This window comes from Achromobacter sp. LC458, assembly GCF_001005835.2.
Lineage (GTDB): Bacteria > Pseudomonadota > Gammaproteobacteria > Burkholderiales > Burkholderiaceae_B > Achromobacter > Achromobacter spanius_B.
In genome coordinates, this window is the sequence record NZ_LBHW02000002.1 from 80,396 (window position 1) to 95,370 (window position 14,975).

Consider the following 14,975-nt stretch of genomic DNA (forward strand, 5'->3'; position numbering starts at 1 on the left):
GCCGACACAAAGCACTTATCCACAGGGAACACCATGCGCATGTCATCTGCACTTCGGGATCGTCTGATCCAAACCGCTACCGGCGCGGGTCTGGCGTTGGTCTTGGCGGTGTTGGCGCTGGCCTCGCCCACGCCGGCCATGGCCGAAGGGCGCATCCGCATCGCGGAACAATACGGCATCGTGTACCTGCTGCTGAATGTGGCGCGCGACCAGCAACTGATCGAAAAGCACGGCAAGGCCGAAGGTGTGGATATCTCGGTTGAATGGGCAAAGCTGTCGGGCGGCTCGGCTGTGAACGACGCGCTGTTGTCCGGGGCGGTGGATATCGCGGGCGCAGGCGTGGGACCGCTGCTGACGATTTGGGACCGCACGCGCGGCAAGCAGAACGTGAAGGGCGTGGCGTCGCTGGGCAATTTTCCCTATTACCTGGTCACCAACAACCCCAATGTGAAAACCATTGCCGACTTCACCGACAAGGACCGCATCGCGGTGCCCGCGGTGGGCGTATCGGTGCAGTCGCGGGTATTGCAGCTGGCGTCGGCCAAGCTCTGGGGCGACGCGCAATTCAACAAGCTGGACAAGATTTCCGTGGCGTTGCCGCACCCGGATGCCGCCGCCGCCATCATTGCGGGCGGCACCGAAATCACCGGGCATTTCGGCAACCCGCCCTTCCAGGAACAAGAGCTGGCCGAAAACCCCAACGCGCGCATCGTGCTCAATTCCTATGACGTGCTGGGCGGGCCCAGTTCGTCCACCGTGTTGTTCGCCACCGAGAAATTCCGCCGCGACAACCCCAAGACGTACAAGGCGTTCCAGGCGGCATTGAAAGAAGCGGCCGCGTTCGCCGCCGCCAATCCCGAGAAGGCCGCCGACACGTATTTGCGCGTGACCGGCGCCAAACAGGACCGCGAGTTCTTGATCAAGGTCATCAAGAATCCGGACGTGCAATTCAAGCTGGAACCGCAGAACACGTACGCGCTGGCGCAATTCATGCATCAGGTGGGCGCCATCAAGAACGCGCCGGCCAGCTGGCGTGACTACTTCTTCGACGACGCGGTGACCGCGCAAGGAAGCTGACATGTCATCGATCGCGCCCGGCCCTGTGGATAACGTTCAAAAAGCGTCGCCCTTGCTGGCTGTGGATAAGGTGACGATCGAATATAAGACGCGTGAAAGGCGCGTGCGCGCCACGCACGAGGTCAGTTTTGACGTGCATGCAGCGGATCGATTCATTCTGTTGGGGCCGTCGGGTTGCGGCAAATCGACGCTGCTCAAGGCCGTGGCCGGCTTCATCCCACCCACGGATGGCCGCATCGCGATTGATGGGCAGGCCGTGACGGGGCCCGGGCCCGACCGCATTGTCGTCTTCCAGGAATTCGATCAGTTGCCACCTTGGAAAACCTTGCGTCAGAACGTGGCGTTTCCGCTGGTGGCGTCGCGCAGGCTGGGGCGGCGCGAAGCGGATGAACGCGCCATGCACTATCTGGACAAGGTGGGTCTGGCCGCGTTTGCCGACGCCTATCCGCACACGCTGTCGGGCGGCATGAAGCAACGAGTGGCGATTGCACGGGCGTTGGCCATGCAACCGCGAGTACTGCTGATGGACGAGCCCTTTGCCGCGCTGGACGCCCTGACGCGTCGACGCATGCAGGAAGAACTGATGGCGCTATGGGATGACGTGCGCTTTACCTTGCTGTTCGTCACGCATTCGATCGAAGAGGCGCTGGTATTGGGCAGCCGGGTGCTGTTGCTGTCACCCCATCCGGGTCGGGTGCGGGCGGAACTGAATGCGCATGCCTATGGCTTGCAGACGCAGGGCTCCGCCGGCTTTCAGGCTGCCGCGCGCCGCATCCACGACCTGTTGTTCGAATCGCCGGCGGCTTCCCCTGCGGTGGCCGAGCGCGCGGCGGCTTAAGGCTGGGGCGACCGATGAATACGCTACACGCCGCCACGCCCCCGATCCGCGCCGAGGTGGAATACGACCTGCCGCCCTTGCCCGCGCAGACCGCCCAGACGCCCCTGCCCTGGCAAGAGCGGCTGTGGCAGCACGCCGCCTTGCGCAAAACGTTCATCCTGGTGTTGCTGGCCTGCGTGTGGGAGCTGGCGGCGCGCTATACCGATAACGACCTGCTGCTGCCCGGCGCGTGGCAGACCGCGCAGGCGTTCACCCAGGGCATTGCCAACGGCGAGCTATTGGCGCGCGCCGGCCAGTCGTTGCGCGTCTTGGTGCAGGGTTATCTGGCGGGGGTGGTGCTGGCCTTCGTGCTGACCACGCTGGCCGTGTCGACGCGCTTTGGCCGCGATCTGCTTTCCACCTTGACGGCCATGTTCAACCCGCTGCCGGCTATTGCCCTGCTGCCCCTGGCGCTGCTGTGGTTCGGCCTGGGCGAAGGCAGCCTGGTGTTCGTGCTGATCCATTCCGTGCTGTGGGCGCTGGCGCTGAACATGTATGCCGGCTTTCTGGGCGTATCCGAAACGCTGCGCATGGCAGGCCGCAATTACGGGCTGACGGGGCTGCGCTATGTGTTGCAGATTCTGGTGCCGGCTGCGCTGCCGGCGATCCTGGCCGGGCTGAAGATTGGCTGGGCATTCGCATGGCGCACGTTGATTGCCGCGGAACTGGTCTTTGGCGCGTCCAGCGGCAAGGGCGGCCTGGGCTGGTACATCTTTCAGAACCGCAACGAGTTATACACAGATCGCGTGTTCGCCGGGCTGGCCGCGGTGGTGGTTATCGGCCTGCTTGTGGAAAACCTGGCGTTCGACACGTTGGAGCGTTTGACGGTGCGGCGCTGGGGCATGCAGCGTTAAATAAAAAGGGCGATTCCATGTGGAACCGCCCTTTTTTCTCGTGCCACGGGATGGCAGCTTGCCGGGCTTACAGGCTTATCGCCCTATCGCCCTATCGCCCTATCGCCTTATAGGGTTACAGCGTCAGCCCCAGCGCCTTGGCCACGCCCGCCGCGTAGGCCGGATCGGCCTTCTTGAAGTGTTCCAGCTGACGGCGCTGGATTTCTTCCGGCACGCCCGCCATGTGGCGGCCGATGTTGCCGAACAGCAGCTCCTGCTTTTCCGGCGTCATCAGGCGGAACAGATTGCCCGGCTGCGAGTAGTAGTCGTCATCCACGCGATGGTTCCAACGTGCCGCGGCCTGGCCGTCCAGTGCCAGCGGCGGTTCGCCGGCGGACGGCGTTTCCTTCCACTCGCCGGCGCTGTTGGGCTCGTAGTTCAGCGTGCCGCCCACGTTGCCGTCGACACGGCCCGCGCCGTCGCGGTGAAAGCTGTGGAACGGGCAGCGCGGTGCGTTCACCGGAATCTGGTGGTGATTGATCCCCAAGCGGTAGCGGTGCGTGTCGCCGTAGGAAAACAGGCGTCCCTGCAACATCTTGTCCGGCGAAAAATCGATGCCCGGCACGACGTTGGCCGGCGTGAAGGCGGCCTGCTCCACTTCCGCGAAATAGTTTTCGGGGTTCTTGTTCAGTTCCAGCACGCCCACTTCAATCAGCGGGTAGTCGCCATGCGGCCAGACCTTGGTCAGGTCGAACGGGTTGATGTGGTACGTCGCGGCTTCCGCCTCGGGCATGATCTGCACCTTCAGCGTCCACTTCGGGAAGTTCTTGTTTTCGATGTTCTCGAACAGATCGCGCTGCGAGCTTTCGCGGTCATGCGCAACGACCTGGGCGGCTTCTTCGTCGCTCATACAGACCACGCCCTGCTGCGACTTGAAGTGGAACTTCACGTAGAAGCGTTCGCCGTCCTTGTTGACGAAGCTGAACGTGTGCGAGCCAAAGCCGTGCTGCTGGCGCAGGTTGGCGGGAATGCCGCGGTCGCTCATCAGGATGGTGACCTGGTGCAGCGATTCGGGGCTGAGCGACCAGAAATCCCAGGCGGCGGTGGCGCTGCGCAGGTTGGTCTTGGGATCGCGCTTTTGCGTGTGGATAAAGTCGGGAAACTTCAGCGGGTCGCGGATGAAGAAGACCGGAGTGTTGTTGCCAACCAGATCCCAGTTGCCTTCGTCGGTGTAGAACTTGATGGCAAAGCCGCGCACGTCGCGTTCGGCGTCCGCCGCGCCGCGTTCGCCGGCCACGGTCGAAAAGCGCAGGAACAACGGAGTTTGCTTGCCGACCTGCGAAAAGATGCTGGCGCGCGTGTAGCGCGAAATGTCGTGCGTGACGGTGAAGGTGCCATAGGCGCCGGAGCCCTTGGCGTGAACCACGCGTTCGGGGATGCGTTCGCGGTCGAAGTGGGCCAGTTTCTCAATCAGCCAGAAGTCCTGCAACAGCGCGGGGCCGCGCGGGCCGGCGGTGAGCGTGTTGTTATTGTCTGCCACCGGGGCGCCTGAGGCGGTGGTCAGATTCTTCTTGTCGGTCATAGCACACTCCGTACGTAATTCTGGGAGGCGCGAGCCGGTGCGGGCCCGTGCCGTGTTGTGGATACCGCCCGGCGCGGGGGCGCAGGGCAGTATGTGGGACACATCATAGGGGCCAAGGTTGCGTTTGTGAAGTTGATTGAAACAGCATTGTCGATTATTAAAACCTATCGACTATGGACTCATCTCCAGGAACAGTCTGTAGCGTCGGGACGCCCGGCGCGCATAAAAAAAACCGGCCACAAGGACCGGTTTTTTTGAGACTTCATAGGTCAGGCAGATCGGATTTACCGGTTTGCCGCCGCTTCGGTCTTGCGCTGCATGGAGCGGGTGATGGACCACTGCTGCGCGATCGACAAGGTGTTGTTCACGCACCAGTACAGCACCAGGCCGGCCGGGAAGAAGAACATCATCCCGCCAAACACCAGCGGCATGATCATCATGACCTTGGCCTGGATGGGGTCCGGCGGCGTGGGGTTCAGTTTGATCTGCAGGAACATGGTGGCCATCATGATGGCGGGCAGAATGAAGTACGGGTCACGGATCGACAGGTCATGGACCCACAGAATCCACGGCGCGCCGCGCATTTCTACGCTGGCCAGCAGCACCCAGTACAGCGAGATGAACACCGGGATCTGCACCACCATCGGCAAGCAGCCGCCCAGCGGGTTGATCTTTTCGGTGCGGTACATCTCCATCATGGCGGCGTTCAGCTTCTGCTTGTCGTCGCCGTACTTTTCCTTCAGGGCTTGCAGGCGCGGAGCCACTTGCTTCATGCGAGCCATCGAGCGGTAGCTTGCGGCGGCCAGCGGGAAGAAGATGGCCTTGATCAGCACGGTCAGCGCCACGATCGTCCAGCCCCAATTGCCCAGCAACGAGTGCAGCCAGGTCATCAGCGTGAACAGCGGCTTGGCGATGATGGTCAGCCAACCGTAGTCGACCACCAGTTCCAGGCCGGGGGCGAGCGCCGCCATGGCTTTCTGGTCTTGCGGACCGACCCACAGGTGCGAGTCCACGCGCGAGGCCGAACCGGGGGCGATTTCGCCAACGGCTTCAATGCTGCGGGCGGCGTACAGGTTCTTCTGGACTTCCAGCAGTTCGTTCGTACGCGGCTTGCCTTGCGGCGGCACCCAGGCAGTGGCGAAGTAGTGCTGCACCACGGCGATCCAGCCGTTGTCCGCCTGCTTGATGTAGTTGGCCTTTTTCTTCTCGATGTCGCTGAACGTGCTCTTCTGGAACTTGTCCTGCTCGGAGTAGACGGCGAAACCGGTGAACGTGTGATAGAAGCTGGACGTGTCGGCCGGGTCGTTGCCGTCGCGTTCCAGCTGCAGGTACAGCGCGGGCGTGACGGGGGCGGACCCGACGTTGGCCAGGTCGTGGCGTACGTCGATGTCGTAGCGGCCCTTGTGCAGGGTGAACGTCTTGGTGACCTTCACGCCACCCGATTCACCTTCGAACGACACGACCAGGTTGTCGCCGGTCATCTGGCGTTCGGTGGACGTGACGCGGAAAGGCGTCTGGTGCGTGGGGAAGCTCTGGCCATTGGGCGCGCCGACCACGCCGGACTGCACGACGTAGTTCAAGCCAGCCGAACGGTCCAGCAGCACGGTGGGCTTGTCGGCCTGGCCGGTTGCCGGGTACTTCAGCAGCTCGGCGCGCACCAACTGGGCGCCCATGGTGTCGAACGTCAGGCGCAGCACGTCCGTAGTGATGACGACTTCTTCCGAACGCGCGGCAGCGGGTGCGGTGGCGCCGGGCACGGCCGACGGCGCGGTGGCCGTGGATGTGGGGGCGCTGGGCACCGAAGGCGTGGCGTTATTGGCGCCGGCCTGCGGTTCAGCCGTGCTGGCCGCGGGCGTCGGGCCCCCGAACAGGGACGGCTTGCCGTTATGGATTTGCCAGTTGTTCCAGAGGAGCAACAGCGAAAAGGAAAAAATCATCCAGAGGACGGTTCGTCGGATATCCATGGTGCCTACTGAAGTGAATACGGGCCAGCAAAGCCCGCCAGTTTAGCGTCAATCGTGCTCGGTGCGGTGGCTGTGGGAGCAGCACGGGGGGCCATTGGTTCCCTTGGATTGCGGAACCGGATCCCAGCCGCCGGGCGACCACGGATGGCAACGGCCTATGCGCCGGACCGCCAACCAAAAGCCGCGCCAGGCGCCATGGCGTTCGATTGCTTCAATCGCGTACGCCGAGCAAGTGGGGGTAAAGCGGCACTGCCTGCCGATCCAGGGACTCAGGAAGAACCTGTAGAACCGGATCGGAAGAATGAGCAGTGCTTTGAAAATCATCGCAGGATCCGCTCAAAGTGAGCGTCCACTTCGGCTCTGACCAAGCGTTTTAGCGAGGTAAGCGAAGTGGGCGCGACTTTGCTATGCAAACGCACGACGTAGTCCTTGGCCGGCAACGCCAGACGCCGGTGGCGGAACGCTTCGCGGATGACCCGCTTGATGGCGTTGCGCGTACTGGCGTGGGCGGCGAAGCGCTTGGCGATGATCAGCCCCAGTCGTGCACAGGCATCCTGGCCGGGGGGCAGATCATTGGGAGCCGAAGTCACAATGAATAACGCCCCTCGAGCAAGACGCCGGCCTTTCAGGGCAGCGGCGAACTCGGAGGGGCGATGCAGCCGCGCCTCCGGGGGAAGCGTGGAGCGCGGCATGGACTGCGGGTCAGGCGTTTGCGCGGAACCAGAACGAGATTGCGAGAGGTCTTGCAATATGGCCGGTCCGTGCAAATAGTCAGGTTTTTCCGGAAAGGAACCGGAAAACCAGAACTTAGACAGCCAGACGCTTGCGGCCCTTGGCGCGGCGGGCGTTCAGGATGGCGCGGCCAGCGCGGGTTTTCATGCGCACGCGAAAGCCATGGGTGCGCTTGCGGCGGGTGACGGAAGGTTGGTAGGTACGTTTCATGGACGATCCACAAAAAGAACAAAAGTCAGAAGGGACCTGCCCGGAGGGTTCCAGGTCGCGGATTCAGAAGCGGGTATCTAGTGAGCATTTTTGCAACATGTGCAAAAAACAACGCATAGACGGGGCTCTGGACAAGGGATTTCTCCCCAGGCGACCTATTCAGCAAAGCTAAAAACCGGACAGTGCAGTAAGCGCCCAAACCTATGAAAGGAGGGTACTTGCCACAACTCCGGCTAAGCTCTCTGTGAAACCTTCTGACAGACAGAATTCGGAAAAGCCCACCATTTCAGCAAGTTTTCCCTGTCTTGTCAAACAGTTAAGCCAGGGCAGTGTAGACGCTTATGTCCTACCCTGTGGATAACCCCAGCCCAGGCAAGGTAGAATCGAGGTTTGAATAAGAGCGACATGAAAGAATTCTGGCAGACCTGCGTCAGTCGTCTTGAGCAGGAACTCCCCCCCCAACAAATCAGCGCGTGGATACGACCGCTGGTCCCGCTTGCGTACGACGAAACGCAGGCGGTGCTGCGCGTTGCCGCGCCCAACCGCTTCAAGCTGGATTGGGTGCGCAAGAATTTTTCCCACCAGATCGAAGCGTTGGCCGCGGAGTGGTTCAAGCGACCGGTACAGGTCTTGTTCGAGTTGCCTTCTCATGGAGCCGCCCCGCGCATGCCGGTCGCGCCCGTGCGTGCACCGCAGCCCGACCAATCGCACCTGTCCGCTGCACAGCCCGCGGGCGGCGCGCCGCCCATGCAGGCCCCGGCTACGGCCGCCCCTCCCCCCCCCGCCACCACGGTGGCTGCGCAAGCGGTCAACGCCGACGCGGCCAACATCGTGTACGAGCGTTCGCGCCTGAATACGGATCTCACGTTCGAGAACTTCGTGACGGGTAAGGCGAACCAGCTCGCGCGCGCCGCGGCGTTGCAGGTGGCCGAGAACCCCGGCACGTCCTATAACCCGCTGTTCCTGTATGGCGGCGTGGGCCTGGGCAAGACGCACTTGATCCACGCCATCGGCAACGCGATGGTCGCTGCCGGTACCGGCGTGCGGGTGCGCTATGTGCATGCCGACCAATACGTGTCCGACGTGGTGAAGGCGTACCAGCGCAAGGCGTTCGATGACTTCAAGCGCTACTACCATTCGCTGGACTTGCTGCTGATCGATGACATCCAGTTCTTCTCCGGCAAGAACCGCACGCAGGAAGAATTCTTCTACGCGTTCGAAGCAATGGTCGCGCAGCGCAAGCAGATCATCATCACCAGCGATACGTACCCCAAGGAACTGTCGGGCATCGACAGCCGCCTGATCTCGCGCTTTGACTCCGGCCTGACGGTGGCGATCGAGCCGCCGGAGCTGGAAATGCGCGTGGCGATTCTGCTGCGCAAGGCCGAGTCCGAAGGCGTGCCCATGCCCGAGGAAGTGGCGTTCTTCATTGCCAAGCATCTGCGCAGCAACGTGCGCGAGCTGGAAGGCGCGCTGCGCAAGGTTCTGGCCTACGCCCGCTTCCACGGCCGCGACGTGCTGACGGTGGATGTCTGCAAGGAAGCCCTGAAGGACCTGCTGTCCGTGTCCAACGGCCAGATCACGGTGGAAAACATCCAGAAGACGGTGGCGGATTTCTACAAGATCAAGGTCGCGGACATGTACTCGAAACGCCGGCCCGCCAATATCGCCTTGCCGCGTCAGGTTGCGATGTACCTGGCCAAGGAGCTGACGCAGAAAAGCCTGCCGGAAATCGGTGATCTGTTCGGGGGGCGCGATCACACCACCGTACTGCATGCCGTACGCAAGATTTCCGACGCCCGCGCAAAACAAGCGGAGCTCAACCATACCCTGCACGTGTTGGAACAAACTCTAAAAGGATGAACATGCAACTCGTACAAACCACACGCGATGCATTGCTGAAACCGCTGTCGACTGTGGCGGGCATCGTCGAAAGACGCCATACCCTGCCCATTCTTGCGAACATCCTGATGCGCAAGGAAGGCAACAAGGTTGCCTTCATTGCGACCGACCTGGAAGTACAGATCACCACGCACGCCGACTTCGGCGTGGGCCAGGACAACGAGTCCACCACGGTTGCCGCGCGCAAGTTGCTCGACATCCTGAAAGCGCTGCCGGATACCGGCGACGTGCGCCTGGCGCTGGCCAGCAACAAGCTGTCGGTGCAGTCGGCCAAGAGCCGCTTCGCGCTGCAGACGCTGGCCGCCAGCGAGTTCCCCACCGTGGCTCAGCCCGAGCAATGGGACGTCTCGCTGACGATGCCGCAACGCACGCTGCGCCATCTGTTCAACATGGTGCACTTTGCCATGGCGCAACAAGACATCCGTTACTACCTGAACGGCATGCTGCTGGTGTTTGAACCGGGTCGTGTGCGCGCCGTCGCCACCGATGGTCACCGTCTGGCGCATTGCTCGACGGAAGCCGATGGCATCGCCGAACGCCACGAAGTGATCGTGCCGCGCAAGACCGTGCTGGAAATGCAGCGCCTGCTGGAAGACTCCGACGAAGTGGTCTCCATTGATGTGGCGCCGGGCCAGATCCGCTTTCGCTTCGGCGACGTGGAACTGGTGTCCAAGCTGGTCGAAGGCAAGTTCCCCGATTTCACGCGTGTGATTCCCACGAACTACACGCGCCACTTCATGGTGGGCCGCGAAGCGCTTCAGGGCAGCCTGCAGCGTGCCGCCATCCTGACCACCGACAAGTTCAAGGGCGTGCGCCTGCAACTTGCGCAGAACCAGATGAAGATCTCGTCTTCCAACGCCGAGCAGGAAGAAGCGCAGGAAGAAATCGACATCGACTACGGCCATGAAGCATTGGACGTGGGCTTTAACGTGGGCTATTTGCTTGATGTGCTGGCCAACGTGAAAGTCGACAACATCCAGTGGTCGGTCATGCCCGATGCCAATGCATCGGCGCTCATCACCCTGCCCGAAGACGACCAGTTCAAGTACGTCGTCATGCCCATGCGGATTTGATCCGCACCCCTCTTGTGGGTTTGTGCCGCTTGCGGGCCTGAGGGCTCGCGGGCGGTCCGGCCGCCAGGCCGTTCTTTAAAGCGTTATCGAACCAGACATGTCAGATCAGCAGAACACCACTCCCGAGACCAGCGGCTACGGCGCTGACTCGATCAAGATGCTCAAGGGGCTGGAGGCCGTGCGCAAGCGCCCCGGCATGTATATCGGCGACACGTCCGACGGCACCGGCCTGCACCATATGGTGTTCGAGGTGGTGGACAACGCCATCGACGAAGCCCTGGCCGGCCATTGCGACGACATCGTCGTCACGATCCACACCGACAACTCGATCTCGGTCACGGACAACGGCCGCGGCATCCCGACGGACATCCACAAGGACGACGAATTCCACCGCAGCGCGGCCGAAATCGTCATGACCGAGCTGCACGCCGGCGGCAAGTTCGACCAGAACTCGTACAAGGTGTCCGGCGGCCTGCACGGCGTGGGCGTGTCTTGCGTGAACGCTCTGTCCGAGTGGCTGCGCCTGACCATCCGCCGCAACGGCCAGGTCCACCAGATGGAATTCCGCCAAGGCGCGCGGGTCGCGCCCCTGGCCGTGACGGGCACGACGGACATGCGCGGCACGGAAGTGCGCTTCCTGGCCGACCCGGTCATCTTCAACAACATCGAATACCACTACGAGATCCTTTCCAAGCGCCTGCGCGAGCTCTCGTTCCTGAACAACGGCGTGAAGATCCGCCTGGTGGATCAGCGTCAGGGCAAGGAAGAGAACTTTGCGTTCTCGGGCGGCGTGAAGGGCTTTGTTGAATACATCAACCGCGCCAAGACCGTGCTGCACCCGAACGTGTTTTCGGTCAGCACCGAGTCGGCCGCCGGCGGCGTGTCGGTGGGCGTGGAAGTGGCGATGCAGTGGAACGACAGCTACAGCGAAAGCGTGCTGTGCTTCACCAACAACATCCCGCAGCGCGACGGCGGCTCGCACCTGACCGGCCTGCGCGCGGCAATGACCCGCATCATCAACAAGTACATTGCCGACAACGAACTGGCCAAGAAAGCCAAGGTTGAAACGTCCGGCGACGACATGCGCGAAGGCCTGGCCTGCGTGCTGTCGGTGAAGGTGCCCGAGCCCAAGTTCAGCAGCCAGACCAAGGACAAGCTGGTCTCCAGCGAAGTGCGTCCGGCCGTTGAAGAAGCCGTGGCCCGTACGCTGGAATCCTGGCTGCTTGAAAACCCGAACGACGCCAAGGCGCTGTGCAACAAGATCGTCGAAGCCGCCCGCGCGCGTGAAGCCGCGCGCAAGGCGCGCGAAATGACGCGTCGCAAGAGCGTGCTGGAAGGCGCGGGCCTGCCCGGCAAGCTGGCGGACTGCCAGGAAAAAGATCCGGCGCTGTGCGAGCTGTACATCGTCGAGGGTGACTCCGCAGGCGGCTCGGCCAAGCAAGGCCGCGACCGCAAGTTCCAGGCCATCCTGCCGCTGCGCGGCAAGGTGCTGAACGTGGAAAAGGCGCGCTTTGACCGCCTGATCGCCAGCGAACAGATCGCGACGCTGATCACGGCGCTGGGCACCAGCATTGGCCCCGATTTCAACGTGGAAAAGCTGCGCTACCACCGCCTCATCATCATGACTGACGCGGACGTTGACGGCGCGCACATCCGCACCCTGCTGCTGACGCTGCTGTATCGCCAGATGCCCGAGCTGGTGCAGCGCGGCTATGTGTATATCGCCCAACCGCCGCTGTACAAGGTGAAGGTTGGCCGCGAAGAACGCTATCTGAAGGACGACCAGGAAGAAGCGCAGTTCATGCTGCAACTGGCGTTGAAGGATGCGGAGATCATCTCGGGCGGCAACATCATCCGTGGCGACGAGCTCACCGACCTGGCCAGCCAGTACGTGGCGGCCGACGGCGTTATCGCACGTTTGTCGAAGGTGTTCGACGTGGGCGCGCTGTCGGCCATGGCCGAAGGCGTGGAGATCAACCTGGAAACGGCCGAATCCACCGCCGATTCCGCCAAGCGCCTGGCCGACGCCATGCGCGACCCGGTCAGCGGCAACGGCGTGGAAGTGGTGCCGCAATTTGACGAAGCCACCGAACGCCATCGCCTGTCGGTGCAGCGCATGCACCACGGCAACGTGCGCGTCAGCATCATCGACGCCGACTTCATCAACGGCTCGGACTACGCCATCCTGTCCAAGGCCGCCAAGAGCTTCCTGGGCAAGGTCGGTTCGCGTTCGCTGGCCGCGCGCGGTGAAGGCGACAAGCGCAAGGAACAGACCGTGTCTGACTTCCGCGAAGCCATGCAATGGCTGCGCAGCGAAGCCGACCGCAGCATCTCGAAGCAGCGCTACAAGGGTCTGGGCGAAATGAACCCGGAACAGCTGTGGGAAACCACGATGGATCCGAAGGTGCGCCGCCTGTTGCGCGTGCAGATCGAAGACGCCATCGCGGCGGACGAGGTCTTCACGACCCTGATGGGCGACGACGTGGAACCGCGCCGGGCGTTCATCGAACGCAATGCGCTGTCGGCAGGCAACATCGACGCGTAAGCGTTTGCCAGCGGCAGTCCAAGGCCAGCCTGAAAGGGCTGGCCTTTCTTTTTGACGGGTCGCGCGCGGACGGTGCGCGGCCGATGTGCTTGAAGGATGCAGGTATGGGTAATCGCGCGTGGTTGTCGTTGCAGGCGGACCGGGATGGTCGCACGGTGTCATCAGAAGCGCTTGCCGGTGCCAACGGCAGTCTGCCGACCTTGTGGCAGGTGTTGCTGGCCGAGGGCACCTTGCGGGCCGCCGATGCGTCCCAGCGCGTGTTTGGCGATGCGGGCACGGCGGCGTTGGCGGCCCCCGCGCAGGCCGGGCTTGATCGCTTGCGCCTGGTGGCGGACTTCGTGCGGGGCCACGCGGCAAGCGGCGATGCGCCCCATTGTGTGCAGCTGGATGCGGCGGTGGCGTACCTGGTCGAACGGATCGATGCGCGGCTTGCCAAGGCGGTCCGGGCTGCCGGGGCCGCGCCAGGCGACGTGGCCGGCTTGTGGATAAGCGCCAATCTTGATGAGCTGGCATGGCTGCATGCGGATGGCGCGGATGCGTACCTGGCGCACGCGCGGACGGTGTGCGCGGATCGTTGGCAGGCTTTGCAGGACGGCATGCGGGCGGACGATATCGCGGCAGTGTTGCGCTTGCTGGGCGTAACGGGCGCCGACGATGAATCCGGATGGGCCTGGCGTGTCGGCTTGGGCGGCTTGGCGCATCCCTACTTTGACCTGCAAGAGCCCGCCCGGCGGGTGCGCTATGAAGATTTCGATGAGGACGAGGACGAGGACGAGGGCGCGGACGACGGCGACGATGAAGCCAGCGCTAGTGACGCACACGATCCCAACGACAACGACAACGACAACGATAACGACAACGACAACGACAACGACAACAACAACAACGACAAAGGGGCCGTCAATGGCTCCCCGGCCAAGCGGCATGACACCCACCTTGGCGATGGCCTGCATCGCTTTGCTGTGGACAACTTATGGGGCGTGCGTGAAGGACGCGGCGAGAACGGGCGCGTGGTGGTGCCACCGCAATTCGATTCCATCTGGCGTTTTGAAGACGGCGTTGCCGCCGTTCTCAAGGACGACAAGCTGGGTCTGATCGACACTAGCGGCCGCCTGTTGATGCCGTGCCAGCTGGACGAGGTATGGAGTTATTCACAGGGCTTGGCGATGGCGCGGATAGGCGAGCAGATCGGCTTTGTGGATAGGTCGGGGGCGTGGGCGATACCCGCCGCTTTCGAATCAGCCGGCGACTTTTCCCCAGGGGGGCTGGCGCCCGCCTTTCAAGCCGAATGCTGGGGCCTGATCGACCGGCGCGGGGCCTGGGCCAGCCCGCCCGTGTGGGACGACATCAACTGGGACGACGCGCTGCACGCCTACGTGATGCAACGCGGCGACCTGTGCGGTCTGATCGACGCCCAAGGCGGCCTGGTGCTCGACGCCCAGTACGCCGGGTTGGCGCCCGTGGATTCGGAGTCCGATCCTGCCGGCTTGTGGATAAGCGGCAAGATGCGCATACGCGTCCTGACCCATGACGATCGTCGCGGCGTCGTGGACGGCCAGGGCGATGTCGTCGTTCCCGTGGCGTATACCGATCTGGCCGACATCATCTGGCTGCCCGCGCCCGACCCCGCCGACATCACGCCACCCCCCGCAGGCCAGGTCGGCCGCTATGTACGCGTGCTGCAGTGCGTGGATCACGGCGAATGGAATGAATGGTTCCAGGGCGTTTACGACACGGCCGAGCGGCGCGAGACACTGCCCTGCACGCAGCAGATGCTGTTCGGCCTGATGTGGAACGGCAGCTACGGCTGGCTGTGCGCCGTAGCGCCGGAACACACCTGCGAACACGCCAACGAACTCGCCAGCGAGCACAGCCCGGATGGCCTGCACATCGGCATCGCCGACGCGAACGGTGCGTGGCTGCATGAACCGGTGTATGCGTGGATCGGCGTGCCGGCGGCCCTGCATACGGGGGACGGCGTGCATGGCGTGCCATCCGCGATTGCGCAATGCTGGAGCCAGGGTCAGGCCGTGCCTGCCATGCATGCCGACGGTACGATGCGTTATCTGCACGCGGACGGTCGAGTCCAAGCAGCGCCGCGGTAGCACTCAGCCGCCCACCGCGCGTCCCCGCGCGTCCCCCATGCAGCCGCACGCGGCCGCATGCCGCACGCTGCACGC

At 63.1% G+C, this 14,975-nt stretch carries 12 protein-coding genes; 7 read left to right on the forward strand and 5 right to left on the reverse strand.

What is annotated here, in order from left to right; translation table 11 throughout:
- Positions 1–39 precede the first annotated feature (39 nt).
- From YH64_RS02560 to YH64_RS02570, 3 genes are read left to right on the forward strand one after another with little or no spacing between them, the layout of a single operon-like run.
- The gene (locus YH64_RS02560; RefSeq protein WP_370512720.1) at positions 40–1,077 is read left to right on the forward strand and encodes an ABC transporter substrate-binding protein; all 1,038 of its coding nucleotides are present in this window, start codon (positions 40–42) and stop codon (positions 1,075–1,077) included.
- Position 1,078: 1 nt separating this feature from the next.
- Positions 1,079–1,915 carry an ABC transporter ATP-binding protein gene (locus YH64_RS02565; RefSeq protein ID WP_046806084.1) on the forward strand — a complete coding sequence of 279 codons (837 nt, stop codon included), beginning with the start codon at positions 1,079–1,081 and terminating at the stop codon, positions 1,913–1,915.
- A 14-nt stretch (positions 1,916–1,929) separates the two neighbouring features.
- On the forward strand, positions 1,930–2,808 hold the full coding sequence (locus YH64_RS02570) for an ABC transporter permease (RefSeq protein ID WP_046806085.1): 879 nt from the start codon (positions 1,930–1,932) through the stop codon (positions 2,806–2,808).
- A gap of 115 nt (positions 2,809–2,923) precedes the next feature.
- Here YH64_RS02570 and YH64_RS02575 read toward each other — a convergent pair whose 3' ends face one another.
- The 5 genes from YH64_RS02575 to rpmH all read right to left on the reverse strand — a co-directional run bounded on the left by YH64_RS02575 (position 2,924) and on the right by rpmH (position 7,275).
- Positions 2,924–4,369, reverse strand: a complete 1,446-nt coding sequence (locus tag YH64_RS02575) for a catalase (RefSeq protein WP_046806086.1) — start codon at positions 4,367–4,369, stop codon at positions 2,924–2,926.
- 284 nt (positions 4,370–4,653) lie between these two features.
- Positions 4,654–6,333 (reverse strand): membrane protein insertase YidC, encoded by a 1,680-nt coding sequence (yidC, locus tag YH64_RS02580; RefSeq protein WP_046806087.1) that lies wholly within the window; start codon positions 6,331–6,333, stop codon positions 4,654–4,656.
- Between the two features lie 48 nt (positions 6,334–6,381).
- A complete protein-coding gene (gene yidD, locus YH64_RS02585) occupies positions 6,382–6,654 on the reverse strand; it encodes a membrane protein insertion efficiency factor YidD (RefSeq protein ID WP_082134561.1) in 273 nt (90 codons plus the stop codon).
- Positions 6,654–7,025: a ribonuclease P protein component gene (locus tag YH64_RS02590; protein WP_046806088.1), complete on the reverse strand. Its 372-nt coding sequence runs from the start codon at positions 7,023–7,025 to the stop codon at positions 6,654–6,656. Before YH64_RS02590 ends, yidD begins: the two co-directional genes overlap by 1 nt.
- A gap of 115 nt (positions 7,026–7,140) precedes the next feature.
- Positions 7,141–7,275: a 50S ribosomal protein L34 gene (gene rpmH / locus YH64_RS02595; protein ID WP_003816025.1), complete on the reverse strand. Its 135-nt coding sequence runs from the start codon at positions 7,273–7,275 to the stop codon at positions 7,141–7,143.
- A gap of 405 nt (positions 7,276–7,680) precedes the next feature.
- On the opposite strand from rpmH, the gene dnaA reads away from it, so the two are divergent.
- The 4 genes from dnaA (at position 7,681) to YH64_RS02615 (ending at position 14,900) form a co-directional block, all read left to right on the forward strand.
- Positions 7,681–9,138, forward strand: a complete 1,458-nt coding sequence (gene dnaA, locus YH64_RS02600) for a chromosomal replication initiator protein DnaA (RefSeq protein WP_104142377.1) — start codon at positions 7,681–7,683, stop codon at positions 9,136–9,138.
- Between the two features lie 2 nt (positions 9,139–9,140).
- Complete coding sequence (gene dnaN / locus YH64_RS02605; protein WP_006227714.1) at positions 9,141–10,250, forward strand: DNA polymerase III subunit beta; 1,110 nt, start codon at positions 9,141–9,143, stop codon at positions 10,248–10,250.
- A gap of 97 nt (positions 10,251–10,347) precedes the next feature.
- On the forward strand, positions 10,348–12,795 hold the full coding sequence (gene gyrB / locus YH64_RS02610; protein ID WP_046804040.1) for a DNA topoisomerase (ATP-hydrolyzing) subunit B: 2,448 nt from the start codon (positions 10,348–10,350) through the stop codon (positions 12,793–12,795).
- Positions 12,796–12,899: 104 nt separating this feature from the next.
- Positions 12,900–14,900 carry a WG repeat-containing protein gene (locus YH64_RS02615; RefSeq protein WP_046804039.1) on the forward strand — a complete coding sequence of 667 codons (2,001 nt, stop codon included), beginning with the start codon at positions 12,900–12,902 and terminating at the stop codon, positions 14,898–14,900.
- Positions 14,901–14,975: the final 75 nt, after the last annotated feature.

Excerpts from the sequence above, each read along its gene's own strand:
- YH64_RS02560 (WP_370512720.1), top strand. The coding sequence starts at position 40 with ATGTCATCTGCACTTCGGGATCGTCTGATCCAAACCGCTACCGGCGCG.
- YH64_RS02565 (WP_046806084.1), top strand. The coding sequence starts at position 1,079 with ATGTCATCGATCGCGCCCGGCCCTGTGGATAACGTTCAAAAAGCGTCG.
- YH64_RS02570 (WP_046806085.1), top strand. The coding sequence starts at position 1,930 with ATGAATACGCTACACGCCGCCACGCCCCCGATCCGCGCCGAGGTGGAA.
- YH64_RS02575 (WP_046806086.1), bottom strand. The coding sequence starts at position 4,369 with ATGACCGACAAGAAGAATCTGACCACCGCCTCAGGCGCCCCGGTGGCA.
- yidC (WP_046806087.1), bottom strand. The coding sequence starts at position 6,333 with ATGGATATCCGACGAACCGTCCTCTGGATGATTTTTTCCTTTTCGCTG.
- YH64_RS02590 (WP_046806088.1), bottom strand. The coding sequence starts at position 7,025 with ATGCCGCGCTCCACGCTTCCCCCGGAGGCGCGGCTGCATCGCCCCTCC.
- rpmH (WP_003816025.1), bottom strand. The coding sequence starts at position 7,275 with ATGAAACGTACCTACCAACCTTCCGTCACCCGCCGCAAGCGCACCCAT.
- dnaA (WP_104142377.1), top strand. The coding sequence starts at position 7,681 with ATGAAAGAATTCTGGCAGACCTGCGTCAGTCGTCTTGAGCAGGAACTC.
- dnaN (WP_006227714.1), top strand. The coding sequence starts at position 9,141 with ATGCAACTCGTACAAACCACACGCGATGCATTGCTGAAACCGCTGTCG.
- gyrB (WP_046804040.1), top strand. The coding sequence starts at position 10,348 with ATGTCAGATCAGCAGAACACCACTCCCGAGACCAGCGGCTACGGCGCT.
- YH64_RS02615 (WP_046804039.1), top strand. The coding sequence starts at position 12,900 with ATGGGTAATCGCGCGTGGTTGTCGTTGCAGGCGGACCGGGATGGTCGC.